Annotated in this window: 13 protein-coding genes and 1 other RNA gene; 11 read left to right on the top strand and 3 right to left on the bottom strand. The window is 69.2% G+C overall.

Translation table 11 applies throughout. The features are described from left to right. Positions 1-48: 48 nt before the first annotated feature. Positions 49-2,055, bottom strand: coding sequence for a transketolase (tkt, locus tag A37E_RS0118005; RefSeq protein WP_029557880.1), 2,007 nt, complete (start codon positions 2,053-2,055; stop codon positions 49-51). Positions 2,056-2,428: 373 nt separating this feature from the next. Between tkt and A37E_RS0118000 the strand changes: the two genes are divergently transcribed. The 6 genes from A37E_RS0118000 to A37E_RS0117980 all read left to right on the top strand — a co-directional run bounded on the left by A37E_RS0118000 (position 2,429) and on the right by A37E_RS0117980 (position 5,754). Next, positions 2,429-2,734, top strand: a complete 306-nt coding sequence (locus A37E_RS0118000; protein WP_051460620.1) for a DUF4164 domain-containing protein — start codon at positions 2,429-2,431, stop codon at positions 2,732-2,734. 4 nt (positions 2,735-2,738) lie between these two features. Further along, positions 2,739-3,122: a cell division protein ZapA gene (locus A37E_RS0117995; protein ID WP_024279734.1), complete on the top strand. Its 384-nt coding sequence runs from the start codon at positions 2,739-2,741 to the stop codon at positions 3,120-3,122. Between the two features lie 54 nt (positions 3,123-3,176). Further along, positions 3,177-3,331: non-coding RNA, 6S RNA (gene ssrS, locus A37E_RS26565), on the top strand. Between the two features lie 32 nt (positions 3,332-3,363). Further along, a complete protein-coding gene (locus A37E_RS0117990) occupies positions 3,364-3,975 on the top strand; it encodes a 5-formyltetrahydrofolate cyclo-ligase (RefSeq protein WP_029557878.1) in 612 nt (203 codons plus the stop codon). A 42-nt stretch (positions 3,976-4,017) separates the two neighbouring features. Then, entirely contained in the window at positions 4,018-4,839 is an 822-nt protein-coding gene (locus A37E_RS0117985) for a TIGR00282 family metallophosphoesterase (protein ID WP_029557877.1), read from the top strand. A 168-nt stretch (positions 4,840-5,007) separates the two neighbouring features. Further along, positions 5,008-5,754 carry a YebC/PmpR family DNA-binding transcriptional regulator gene (locus A37E_RS0117980; RefSeq protein ID WP_029557876.1) on the top strand — a complete coding sequence of 249 codons (747 nt, stop codon included), beginning with the start codon at positions 5,008-5,010 and terminating at the stop codon, positions 5,752-5,754. Between the two features lie 96 nt (positions 5,755-5,850). Here the strand turns inward: A37E_RS0117980 and A37E_RS0117975 are convergent, their stop codons facing one another. Next, the gene (locus A37E_RS0117975) at positions 5,851-6,291 is read right to left on the bottom strand and encodes a MerR family DNA-binding transcriptional regulator (RefSeq protein ID WP_024279738.1); all 441 of its coding nucleotides are present in this window, start codon (positions 6,289-6,291) and stop codon (positions 5,851-5,853) included. 596 nt (positions 6,292-6,887) lie between these two features. Here A37E_RS0117975 and A37E_RS25460 point away from each other — a divergent pair. The 4 genes from A37E_RS25460 to ruvA all read left to right on the top strand — a co-directional run bounded on the left by A37E_RS25460 (position 6,888) and on the right by ruvA (position 11,149). Beyond that, a complete protein-coding gene (locus tag A37E_RS25460; RefSeq protein ID WP_038193345.1) occupies positions 6,888-9,482 on the top strand; it encodes an SEL1-like repeat protein in 2,595 nt (864 codons plus the stop codon). A gap of 64 nt (positions 9,483-9,546) precedes the next feature. Then, positions 9,547-10,056, top strand: a complete 510-nt coding sequence (gene ruvC, locus A37E_RS0117965; RefSeq protein ID WP_024279740.1) for a crossover junction endodeoxyribonuclease RuvC — start codon at positions 9,547-9,549, stop codon at positions 10,054-10,056. A gap of 30 nt (positions 10,057-10,086) precedes the next feature. After that, entirely contained in the window at positions 10,087-10,518 is a 432-nt protein-coding gene (locus A37E_RS0117960) for a DUF1772 domain-containing protein (protein WP_081837661.1), read from the top strand. A 10-nt stretch (positions 10,519-10,528) separates the two neighbouring features. After that, a complete protein-coding gene (gene ruvA / locus A37E_RS0117955; RefSeq protein WP_029557874.1) occupies positions 10,529-11,149 on the top strand; it encodes a Holliday junction branch migration protein RuvA in 621 nt (206 codons plus the stop codon). A gap of 5 nt (positions 11,150-11,154) precedes the next feature. Here the strand turns inward: ruvA and A37E_RS0117950 are convergent, their stop codons facing one another. Then, complete coding sequence (locus tag A37E_RS0117950; RefSeq protein WP_029557873.1) at positions 11,155-11,685, bottom strand: flavin reductase family protein; 531 nt, start codon at positions 11,683-11,685, stop codon at positions 11,155-11,157. Positions 11,686-11,853: 168 nt separating this feature from the next. On the opposite strand from A37E_RS0117950, the gene ruvB reads away from it, so the two are divergent. Then, positions 11,854-12,885, top strand: a complete 1,032-nt coding sequence (ruvB, locus tag A37E_RS0117945; protein WP_029557872.1) for a Holliday junction branch migration DNA helicase RuvB — start codon at positions 11,854-11,856, stop codon at positions 12,883-12,885.

Below are 12,885 nucleotides of genomic sequence, written 5' to 3'. Positions count from 1 at the left end.
GCGGTTCACCCGCGGCGCGGTCCTCTCGCGCCCGCCGTGCGCCGAACCTCAGGCCTGCCGGAGCTGATCGAGCGCGCGCGCCGCGACCTGCTGGGCAGTAATGCCGAAATGGGCGTAAAGCTCCTTTGCGGGCGCGCTGGCGCCGAACGATGTCATTCCCACGAAGGCGGCGTTCGAACCGACGATAGCGTCCCACCCCATGCGGATCGCGGCTTCCACCGCAACCTTGGCCGGAGCGTCCCCGATCACCTTTGCCCGCTCTGCGGCGGGCCTTTCGAGGAACAGTTCGAACGAGGGGATGGAGACGACGCGGGTGGGAACACCCTGCGCCTCCAACAGCTTGGCGGCTTCAACCGCCAAGGACACTTCCGAGCCGGTGGCGAACAGGCTCGCCTGCGCCGGCCCGGACGCAGCGAGGATTTCGTAAGCGCCTTCCGCCGACCGGTTCACGGCCGTGGCGTCGGTGCGCAGGAGCGGCAGGTTCTGGCGCGACAGGATGAGCGCCGAGGGCCTGTCGGTGGACTGTAGCGCAATCTGCCAGCATTCCGCCGTCTCCACCGTGTCGCAGGGGCGCATCACGAGGAGGTTGGGAATGGCGCGCAGCGCCGCGAGGTGTTCCACCGGCTGGTGGGTGGGGCCATCCTCGCCGAGGCCGATGGAATCGTGGGTGAGCACGTGGATCACCCGCTCGCCCATGAGGGCCGCGAGGCGGATGGCCGGGCGGCAGTAGTCCGAGAACACCATGAAGCCGCCGGAGAAGGGGATGAGCCCCTTGTGCAGCGCCATGCCGTTCATGGCGGCAGCCATGCCGTGCTCGCGCACGCCGTAATGGATGAAGGAGCCGGAGAAGTCGTCCGGCGTCACGGACTTCGCGCCCTTGGCCTTGGTGTTGTTGGAGCCGGTGAGGTCGGCCGAGCCGCCCACCATCTCGGGCACCGCCGGGGTGATGAAGTCCAGCACCATCTCGGACGACTTGCGGGTGGCGACCGCGCCGCCGTCCTTCACTGCCTTTTCCTTGACGGCGACGATGGCGCCTTCCAGCGCCGCGGGCAGCGTGCCAGCGACCCGGCGCTCGAATTCGGTACGCTCCTCGGCCGGGCGGGCGGCGAAGCGGGCTTCCCACGCCTCGCGGGCGGCACGGCCTGCGGCACCGGCGGCACGCCAGCCGTTGAGCGCATCCTCGGGCACCACGAAGGCCGGCGCTTCCCAGCCGAGGGCGGCACGGGTAGCGGCGATTTCCTCGGCGCCCAGCGGCGAGCCGTGGACCTTCTCGGAGCCGGCCTTCTTGGGAGAGCCGAAGCCGATGGTGGTGCGGCAAGAGATCAGGGTCGGCCGGTCGGACGCCTTGGCAGCCTCGAGCGCGGCGAGGATGGCTTCGGGATCATGCCCGTCCACGGCAGCCGTCGCCCAGCCGGAGGCGGCGAAGCGCGCGAGCTGGTTGGTGGAGCCGGAAATGGAGGTGGGTCCGTCGATGGAGATCTTGTTGTCGTCCCACATGACGATGAGCTTGGACAGCTTCAGGTGGCCGGCGAGGTCCGCCGCCTCCTGGCTGATGCCCTCCATCAGGTCGCCGTCGGAGGCGAGGACGTAGGTGTAGTGGTCCACCACATCCGAACCGAAGCGGGCGGCGAGCAGGCGCTCGGCCATGGCCATGCCCACGGCGGTGGCGATGCCCTGCCCCAGCGGGCCCGTGGTGGTCTCGATGCCTTCGGTGACGAAATTCTCGGGGTGGCCGGGCGTCAGCGAGCCGAGCTGCCGGAAGCGCTTGATCTCGTCGATCGTCACCTTCTCGTAGCCGGCGAGGTGCAGCACCGAATAGAGCAGCATGGAGCCGTGGCCGGCGGAGAGCACGAAGCGGTCGCGATCCGGCCAGAACGGACGCGAGGGATCGTACTTCAGCACCTTCGTGAACAGCACGGTGGCGATGTCCGCCGCGCCCATGGGCAGGCCCGGATGGCCGCTGTTGGCGGCCTCGACGGCATCGATCGCGAGGAACCGGATGGCATTGGCCAGACGGTCGTGACTCGTGACGCTGTCGCTCGTGCGGCTGGACATGTTCCCGTATCTCCGGTGCCGGCGCTCATGGCAGCCGGCCGGCTAGAGGCAGTAGGGTTTCACGGGCCCGGCGGCCCGGGTCCGTCGGCAATGCTGGCACGACCACCCGGACCCGGGGCCGGCCTTTGAGCCGCCTTGTACCAAGGCTCACTGCGCTGTCAAACCTGCCTGATCTCCTCGCGTCAAGGCGACGGGCATGGAGCCACCCGCGCTGCATCGTCGCGGCGACGCAACATAACGGATGAGCGAGCGTGCGCCGCGCGGGCCGGCTCGCGCCTCGGTTGCGGGTTGCCTCCTCAGGGCGCCGCATTCATGTTGACAGACTGGAAAGAGCGGCGTTCCGCCGCCCGTCCGACTCGGTTAAAGTCTCGTCATGTATGCGCTGAAGCAACGCCCGCCGCTGCAGGACGCCCCCATCGAGGCGGCGACCCGGCGCCTCCACGCCGCGCTCGACGCGCTGACCGACGCCATCGATCGCCGGCGCGACGCCGATCGCCATCAGGAGGCTCTGCTGGCCCAGCTCCACGCCCTCGGCAATGACCGCGCCCGGCTCGCCGCCGAGCTGGACGTGGCCCAGGCGGAGGCCGGCGAGGTGGAAGAGGCGGGGCGCGAGATCATCCGCCGCCTCGACGTGGCCATGAGCACCATTCGCGACGTGCTCGCGACCCACGGCGGCTGAGGCGATGCCGCACGTCTCCGTCACCATCGCAGGCCGGCAATACAGGATGGCCTGCGACGAGGGGCAGGAAGAGCACCTCATCCGCCTCGCCCGGGACATCGACGACCGCATCACGCAATTGCGCGGCGCGTTCGGAGAGATCGGCGACCAGCGCCTCGTCGTCATGGCCGCCATCACCATCGCGGACGAGCTGGCCTCGGCGCGCGGCCGCATCCGGGCGCTGGAAAGCGATATCGAGAGCCAGCGGGACGCCCGCGCCTCCGCCATGGCCCGCATTGAGGCCAGCGAGGAAGAGGTGGCACGCACCATCGACGCCGTGGCCGAGCGCATCGAGCGCCTCGTGGCGGAACTCGCTCCCAAGGAGCGCGGAACGGTGGGGATGGGCTGAAGCTTCAGGCCGAAGGGACTGGCGCCGCGTCCTTTTCGTCCCTACATTGGCAGTGCGGGGCTGCGGGGCTCGTTAGGAGACATTTCCCCGGGGCCTTATCGATCCTTAAGGGAGCTGTCCCTGACCTTGCCTCCGGGCTTGGACATATGGCGCCCACCTACGTTGTAGGTTTCCCGGGATCGACCTCCGACGGCTTTTGTGGCTCCGCACGTCTTCCCTTCATCCACACGCTTCAAACGACATGGCCTGTGAAGATGCGGCCGGCGAAAGTCTGGCCGCCGAGAAGAAGCGCCTGCGCCTCCTCGCCCTCGGACGGCGCGCGGCCATGGGGCCTCAGGCCCGCGCCGCGGCATCCGAAGCCGCGGCTCGGCAGGCCTCCGCCGCTCTGGGCGACATCTCCGGCCTGACCGTCTCGCTCTTCTGCGCCTTCCGCGATGAGATCGACACCGCCCCGCTTGCGGCTGAGCTGCGCGCCCGGCGCGCCCGGCTCGCCTTGCCTGTCATCCTCGGCCGCGACCGACCGCTGCTGTTCCGACTGTGGCGCGCCGAAGACGCGCTGATCCCCGCAGGAGCTTTCCGCATCCCCGAGCCGCCCGCCCATGCCGAGGAGGTGGTTCCGGACGTGCTGATGGTGCCCCTCGCCGCCTTTGACCGGCGCGGCTTCCGCATCGGCTACGGCGCCGGCTTCTATGATCGTACCCTTGCGCTTCTGCGTGCGCAGCGCCCTGTCCGGGCTCTGGGGTATGCATTTGCGTGCCAGGAGGTCGAACAGGTACCCGCCGAACCCCATGACGAGCCGGTGGACATGATGATAACGGAAAGGGAATCTTTCAGCGTGACGGCGCGCCCCTGACGCCCGCCCGCTGCCCCTCGATCGTGCCTACCGGAAAAGTTCATGCGCATTCTGTTTCTTGGCGACGTCGTCGGCCGCTCAGGCCGCGAATGCGTCGTGTCGCACCTGCCGGGCCTCGTCGCCCAATGGTCCCTCGACCTCGTTGTGGTGAACGGCGAGAATGCCGCCGGCGGCTTCGGCATCACCGAGGCGATCTATGATGAGCTGCGCGCCGCCGGCGCCGACGCCATCACCCTCGGCAACCACTCCTTTGACCAGCGCGAAGCGCTCGTCTTCATCGAGCGCGCCCCCGCTCTGGTGCGGCCGCTGAACTATCCGCCCGGCACGCCCGGCCGCGGCGCGGCTCTGGTCGAAGCGCGCAACGGCGCGCGGGTGCTGGTGCTGAATGTCATGGGCCGCATCTTCATGGACCCGCTCGACGATCCCTTCGCCGGCCTCGACCGCGCGCTGGACGGCGCCACGCTGGGCGAGATGGTGGATGCCATCGTGGTGGATGTTCATGCCGAGACCACCAGCGAGAAGCAGGCCATTGGCCATTTCTGTGACGGCCGCGCCTCCCTCGTGGTGGGCACCCACACCCATGTCCCTACCGCCGACTACCGCATTCTCTCCGGCGGCACCGCCTACATGACCGACGCGGGCATGTGCGGCGCCTATGACGGCGTGATCGGCATGGACAAGGAAGAGCCCCTGCGGCGCTTCACCCGCAAGCTCGCCTCCGGCCGGTTCGAGCCGGCGTCCGGCCCTGCGGCGCTTTCGGGCGTCGCCGTTGAGACGGACGACCGGACCGGCCTTGCGGTGAAGGTCGCGGCCGTGCGCCTCGGCGCCGGGCTTGAGCCGTCCCGGCCGACCTTCTGGGACTGACGCCCCCTACCCTAGCGGCAGGAAAAGCCCGGCAGCGCCATGCTGCACCCGCTTCCTTGCCCTTTTCCCGTCGGCCCGCCTATAAGGCCGGCTCCAGTCAACAGGATCGGTCCGGGCGGCGCCGCTTGCGCGGCGCGCGGGGCGGGTCCGCACAACGGGACGGTGGCCATGGCCGGGCATTCACAATTCAAGAACATCATGCACCGCAAGGGGCGGCAGGACGCGATGCGTTCCAAGCTGTTCTCCAAGCTGGCGCGCGAAATCACGGTCTCGGCCAAGATGGGCCTGCCGGACCCCAACATGAACGCGCGCCTGCGCGCCGCCATCCTCGCGGCCCGCGCCGAGAACATGCCCAAGGACAATATCGACCGCGCCATCAAGAAGGCGGCCGGGGCAGACACGGAGAATTACGACGAGATCCGCTATGAGGGCTACGGCCCGGGTGGCGTCGCGGTGATCGTCGAGGCGCTCACCGACAACCGCAACCGCACCGCATCGGAAGTGCGCTCCTATTTCACCAAGTCGGGCGGCAACCTCGCCGAGACCGGCGCGGTGTCCTTCATGTTCGACCGGGTGGGGCGCATCGAGTATGCCCCCAGCAAGGCGGATGCCGACACCATGATGGAAGCGGCCATCGAGGCCGGGGCGGACGACGTGACCTCCAGCGAGGACGGTCACGAAGTGATCTGCGCTGCCGAGAGCCTGGCGGAAGTGCAGCGGGCGCTGGAGCAGAAGTTCGGAGAGCCGAACAAGGCGGCCCTCGTCTGGCGGCCGCAGAACACGGTGGCGGTGGACGATGAGACCGGCGAGAAGCTGATGCGCCTCGTCGAGACCCTCGAGGACAATGACGACGTGCAGACCGTCACCGCCAATTTCGAGCTGTCCGACGCCCTGCTGGCTAAGCTGAGCGCCTGATCCGGCGCCGGTTTTTCGGAAAATGAGCGCCCGGCAAGGCCGGGCCGCTCGCATTCAGGTACCCTGAGAGGCGGCACGGCCGCCTCTCCTCAGGCCTCAGGCGGCGAACGCCGTGGCCATGGACTTCAGCTCGGCGATGGCGGTGTCGATCTCGCCGCGCTGACGCTCGAGCTGGGCGATCTGCGACAGGCAACGATCGCGCGACAGGGACAGCTCGCTCTCGCCACCCTCATGGGCCGCCACCAGCGCCCGGATCTCCGCCAGGGTGAAGCCGAGGTGCTTGCCCTTCAGGATGACCGCCAGACGCTTGCGATCGGATTCGGAATAGAGCCGGGTCATGCCGTCGCGGCGGGGCGAGATGAGGCCCTTGTCCTCATAGAAGCGCAGGGCGCGCAGGGTGATCCCGAACTCGCGGGAGAGGTCGCCGATGGTGAAGACCACGCCCTCGCGGTAGGCCTCAGCAGCCACATGAGCCTGCGAAGGAACGACGGATCCCAGTCCGTGGTCGAAAGTCTTCTCGAACGTGTTGGCGTCCATGCCTCAATTCCCCTTATCGCGATCCTGTCCGTGGCACGGACGGATGGCCTGTGGCGACCTGTCGTGGTTGCAGCGCCCCCCACGCACGCAGCGTGCGCTTCCCCAGGAGCGGAACCGGCTGTCTCGGGCAGGCTGGAATGAACCAGACCGGACCGGAGGTGCCGCTGCGCCACTATGCCTACCGTCGTGATGACGGACTGGGGAGGTTCTGAGGGATACCGTAGGGGAAAGTAACAGTTACAACTCAATTAAATCATATACTTATGAGACCACACCAAATGCGATAATGGCGAAGGTCACGCTTCGCAAGGTTGCCGCTGCGGAGGGTGCGGCAGACGTATGGGGGACGTTAGGGCGTGCTACCTGACCGAGGTGGAGCCCTGCGCAGCCTGCTCCAGGGACAGGCGCTCCTGTCCACGACAAGCTGGACGACCTCGCGTGGCTGCCTTTCCCCGCGATTTCCACCGCCGCGCCGCAGCGGTGGTAATTAACCGGCGATTTACCTTGATCCGAAATTCTGTGCTGAGGACATCACCGAATCGGGGCATGGTACTTTGACACCTCAAGGTCATCCGTTCGCCCCGCGGGAGGCCGGAATGGAGCGTTTTGAGCGCACGGCCCGGACACGCAAGGGCTTCGAGAGCCATCACGGCTTCGATCCCTATGCGCAGGCCGAACAGCCGGACGTCCCCGCATGGGACGTCTTCGATCTTCCCGCTTCGGCAATCGAAGCTCTCCGGGGGGAAATCGGCATTCTGCGTGAACGTCTGGCGACGGCCGCCCCCAAGCGGGCCGTCACCGAGATGGACCGCGCGATCACGCTTCTGTCTCGCCGCGTCGACGATTTGCGCGAGGCCGGTGCGACCCGTGAGGGATCGGACCAGGCCATCCTCGACGAACTCGCCTCCATTCGTGGCAGCCTTGGCGAGGTGGGGCGTAACGAGCGCTTTGCCGAGCGCTTCAAGGTGGTCGAATCAGGCATCGATGCCCTCGGCCGCAAGATCGATCTTCTGGGCGCCCGTGCCGTGGACCCGGTGGAGGTCGCCCGCCTGCAGAGCCAGATGGGCGAAATGCGCGATCTCGTGCAGCGCCTCGTCACCGGTCCGCAGGGACAGGACGCCATGGCGAAGCTGGCCCAGCGGCTCGGCGCCTGCGCCGAGAGCGTTGCCTTGGCCGGCGAGCAGGCAGCACAGCGCCTGACCGACGCGGCCGGCGATTTCGAGCGCAATGCCGATGCCCTGCTGCGCCGCTTCGCGGACCTGGAAGCCCGCGGCCGCGCCGGCGATGCGGAGGCAACCGAGCGCCTGCGCGCCTCGCTGCTCGAATCGGTCAACGGTGTTCATGCCCGGCTCGATCGCATGTCCGGGCAGATCGCCGATCAGGCGGCGAGCGTCTCGCCCGCGCTCGGCCTTGAAATCTCGCAGCGGCTCGGAGCCATCGCGGCGCGCCTTGCCGCAGCGGAGGAAAGCGGCCGGTCGGGCAGCTCCGTCGTCGATGCGATGGAGCGGCACCTGTCCGGCCTGTCGGACCAGCTGCGCCAGACTCACGACCGGCTCGGCCGCCTCGACGAGATCGAGACGGGCTTGCGGCGCCTGAGCGAGGAAGTCCGCAACGTCCGCGAGGATACCCGCTCGGTCGCCAACGAGGCCGCCGCGGCCGTGGCGGCCAAGGTGTCCGACAATCCGGACGGCGCCGCCGTGCTCGGCTTGAAGCGCGGCCTGGCCGCCCTCGAAGCCCGTCAGGACGAGATGGAGCGCCGGGCCGGCGAGCTTATGGCCGCCGAGCTGGAGCAGCAGCTGGACAGCATTTCCGTTGCCCTCGCCCAGGAGGGAGACGGCACCTACGCCCCCCGGTCCACCGCGGGACGGGCGCCGGCCCAGGAAGCGGCCCAAGACGCGGCCCATGAAGCGGCCTATGAGGAGGCCGCGTACCAGGAGGCTGCGTACCAGGACGCGGGGTATTATCAAGAGCCGTCCTACGACGAGGCGCCCCAACCCCACGCCACCTACCAGGAGCCGGAATTCCAGCCCGCTCCCGAGATCCGGGCCGAGGATGCCGCGCCCCAGCCGCAGCGCCGCGCCGCGGGTGACGCCACCGAGGCCGACGCCCTCGAAAGCGCCCTTCGCGCCGCAGCGACCGATGTGCCGTGGCCCCGCCCGAACCGCCGCGTCGACTGGGGCACGCCCCCCGCGCACGCAAAGGAAGCGGAGGAGGAGCGTCCGCGCCTCGAAAAGCGCGCCCGCAAGGCGGAGAAGGCCCGCGAACGCCGTCCGCACGCGCCGGGCGTGTTCGCCGGCCTGTTCGCGCGGCGCCGTCACATTGCCATGGTGGCCCTGATCGCGGGGGCGACCACTGTCTTCACCGGCCTCAGCGTGGGCATGGCCGTGCGCAACGGGCCGGAGATCGTCACCGGGCTGACTGAAGCCCTGCGCCGGCTCGCCGCACCTGCCATCGCCGGGGTGGCTCCGACAGAACTCCCGCCGGCCATCGGCCCGTCCGCCTTGCAGACCGCCGCCCGCGATGGCGATCCCGCCGCTGCGTTCCTCGTGGCCGGCCGCTATGCGGAAGGCCGCGGCACGGACGTCAATCTCGATGCCGCCACCAAATGGCTCGGCTATGCGGTGCAGCGCGGGTCCGCCCCGGCCGCGCTCAGGCTCGGCGCACTCTATGAGTCGGCCGGCAAGGACATGGGCGAGGCGCGGCGGTTCTACACCTGGGCCGCCGAGCAGGGGAACGTGCGCGCCATGCACGCCCTCGCCATGCTTCTGTCCGAGGGCACCTTGCCCGACCTTAACGGCAAGCCCGACTGGGCCGGCGCGCTCAAATGGTTCCGCACCGCCGCCGATCTCGGCCATCGCGACAGCCAGTACAATCTCGGCGTCATCTATGCCCGCGGCCTCGGCGTGAGCGCCGACGCGGCGGAAGCCTGGAAGTGGCTCGATCTCGCCGCCCGGCAGGGCGACGAGGACAGCGCCCGCAAGCGCGACATCCTGAGCCGAGACGCCGATCCCGCCGTGCTGGCCAAGGCCCAGCAGGCCTCCGCCGCCTTCGTTCCCGCGACGCCGGTCGCCGCCGCCAATACGGTGACCATCAAGCCGGAATGGCAGGAACAGGCGCCCGACGTCGTGGCCAGCGCCACCCCGGCCAAGGCCGCAACGCGGGTCGCAAGCTCCGCCGGCACCGCGCACTGAGGGATGGGATGCCGGTCTGCGGCATCCCCTTTCCCCGGTCCGCCCGCTGGCGCACCTTGGCCCCATGGACCTGAACGCGATTCGCATCCTCGGCCTCGACCCGGGCCTTCGCCGCACGGGCTGGGGCGTCATCGACGTGCTCGGCTCGCGGCTCTCTTTCGTCGCCTGCGGCACGATCCTCCCCCCCGAGGCGGGCGAGATGGCCGAGCGGCTGGCCTTCCTGCATCGCGGCCTGGTGGACGTTCTCCTACGCTTCGCCCCGGCCGAGGCGGCGGTGGAGGAGACCTTCGTGAACATGAACCCGTCATCGACCCTGAAGCTCGGCCAGGCCCGCGGCGTCGTCATGCTCGCCCCGGCGCAGATGGGGCTGCCCGTTGCCGAATATGCGCCCCTGCTGGTGAAAAAGAGTGTCGTGGGCGCCGGGCGGGCGGAAAAAGCCCAAGTGCGCATGATGATCGGCATTCTCCTGCCGAAGGCGACGCCCGAGACCGACGACGCCTCCGATGCCCTCGCCATCGCCATTACCCATGCGCATCATCGTGGCGCGGCTGCGCGTGCGCGCGCGGCGCTGTAAACTCCCCCGCGACCCCGGGGGATATTCGCCATGATCTATGGACAGCTTGCGCTCGTCACGGCGGCCGTCTTCACCGGCGCCGCCTTCTATATCAATGCGGTGGAGCAGCCGGCGCGGCTCATGCTGCCGGACGGCGCGGCGCTCGCCCAGTGGAAGCCGGCCTATCGGCGCGGCTTCGCCATGCAGGCGACGCTGGCTCTGGCCGGCGCCCTGCTGGGCACCGCCGCCTTCGCCACGGACAATGATTGGCGCTGGCTCGCCGGCGCGGTGCTGATGCTCGCCAACTGGCCGTTCACGCTGGTCGGCATCATGCCCACCAACCGGGCGCTCATGGGCGCGCGGGAAGAGGAAGCCGGGCCGCACACGCGCCGGCTTATCGCCAACTGGGGGCAACTGCACATGGTCCGCACCGGCCTCGGCGCCCTCGCCACCTTCGTCTTTTTCACCGCAGCCACGGGCTGAAGGGTCGCACATGATCGGGAAGCTCAAGGGCGTGGTGGACGAACTCAACGAGGACCACGCCATCATCGATGTGCACGGCGTGGGCTATCTCGTCCATTGCTCCGGCCGCACCCTCTCCGCCCTGCCCCGGACGGGCGAGGCGACGGCGCTGTTCATCGAGACCCATGTGCGGGAGGACGCGATCCGCCTGTTCGGCTTCGCCTCGGCGGCGGAGCGGGACTGGTTCCGCCTGCTGCAGGGCGTGCAGGGCATCGGCACCAAGACGGCGCTGGCGGTGCTCTCCACCCTCACCGCCTCCGAGCTGACCCAGGCCATCGCGCTGGGCGACAAGACCACGGTGGCGCGCGCCCCGGGCGTCGGCCCACGGGTGGCCACCCGCATCGTGACCGAGCTGAAGGACAAGATGCCGGGCTTCGGCGCAGGCTCGGTTTCCCTCGCCGACATCGGCGGCGCCCCGGCGGCGGCCCCGGTCGCCGGTGGCGCGGCAGCGGATGCGATGTCCGCCCTCGTCAATCTCGGCTATGGCGCACCCCAGGCCAACGCCGCTATTGCCGCCGCCTTGCGCTCGGCCGGTGAGGACGCCAAGACCGAGACGCTGATCCGCCTCGGGCTGAAGGAGCTGGCCAAGTAGGACGCTCACGGCATCCGCGAGGCGATCTTCAGTTCCTCGCCATCGACCGAGAAGGTGCCGTAGCCTCGGTGATGAATGGTGCGCGGCGCCTTCTGCGCCGGGTCGCGCCACGCCTTCACCACCTCCAGCACGAACAGGTTGAAGCGGTTGACGAGGCGCGTCTCCACCACGCGGCATTCGAGGTTGGCGAAGCACTCCGCCACCAGCGGCGCCTGAACCAGCGCTGCGGGAACGGGCGTGAGCCCGACCGTGGAGAACTTGTCCACCTCTTCGCCGGAGCAGTTGCCCACGGCCACCACCTTCTCCGCCAGCGCCACGGCGGGAATGGCGATGACGCATTCCTTCGTGGCGCGCAGCGCCCTGAAGCTGAAATCGGCGGACGAGACGATGCAGGCGATGAGCGGCGGGGTGAATTCCACCATCATGTGCCAGGACATGGCCATGACGTTGGCCCGCCCCCGCGCCGCCGTCGTGAGCAGGACCACCGGCCCCGGCTCGATCAGCTTGTAGACCTCCGCGAGCGGAAGCTCCTTCATGGCACGGCCCATGGCGACCTCCTGAGGTGGAGGTGGCAGGTTTCCACATGCGGCCCGCGCCCGCATTAATCCAGATCACGCCCGGGAGGTCCGTTCCCCTTCCGTACCCGGCCGGCAGGCACTACAGTCGCGCGAGTCGCTGGTCCCGAGGCGCGCAAGGCTCTCGTCATGAACACCCGCCTCCTCTCGGGCGAAAAGCGCGGCGATGATGCCGCCGATTCCACCCTGCGCCCGCAGCTCCTGTCGGAGTTCGTCGGTCAGGCGCAGGCGCGCGCCAATCTGGAAATCTTCATCAAGGCGGCGCGGGCGCGCGGCGAGGCGCTGGACCACGTTCTGTTCGTGGGGCCGCCCGGCCTCGGCAAGACGACGCTGGCGCAGATCATGTCGCGCGAGATGGGCGTGGGCTTCCGCTCCACCTCCGGGCCTGTCATCGCCAAGGCCGGCGACCTTGCCGCCATCCTCACCAATCTCGAAGAGCGCGACGTGCTCTTCATCGACGAGATCCACCGTCTCTCCCCCGCCGTGGAGGAAATCCTCTATCCGGCCATGGAGGATTACGAGCTGGATCTCGTGATCGGCGAGGGCCCGGCCGCACGCTCGGTGAAGATCTCGCTGCCAAAATTCACGCTGGTGGGCGCCACCACCCGCTCCGGCCTCCTCACCACGCCGCTGCGCGACCGCTTCGGCATTCCCGTGCGCCTCCAGTTCTACACGGTGGAGGAACTGGAGAAGATCGTGGTGCGCGGGGCGCGGGTGATGGGCATCGCCATCGCCCCCGACGGCGCCACCGAGATCGCCCGCCGCGCGCGTGGAACCCCGCGCATCGCCGGCCGGCTGTTGCGACGGGTGCGCGATTTCGCGCTGGTGGCCGAGGCGGAGCGGATCGATCGCAAGATCGCCGACCGCGCCCTCCTCGCCCTGGAGGTGGACGCCGCCGGCCTCGACGCCATGGACCGGCGCTATCTCACGGTGATCGCCGAATTCTACGGCGGCGGACCGGTGGGCGTGGACACGCTGGCTGCTGCCCTGTCCGAGCCGCGCGATGCCATTGAGGAGATCGTCGAGCCCTTCCTCGTGCAGCAGGGCTTCATCCAGCGCACCCCGCGCGGGCGGATGCTGACCGGCGCCGCCTTCCGCCACCTCGGGCTTGCGGAGCCGCCCTCCGTCAAACAGATGCCGCTGTTCGACGAAGGCGATTGA

This window comes from Xanthobacter sp. 91 (assembly GCF_000702385.1).
Taxonomy (GTDB): Bacteria; Pseudomonadota; Alphaproteobacteria; order Rhizobiales; family Xanthobacteraceae; genus Xanthobacter; species Xanthobacter aminoxidans.
This window is presented reverse-complemented; position numbering and strand designations above follow the sequence as displayed.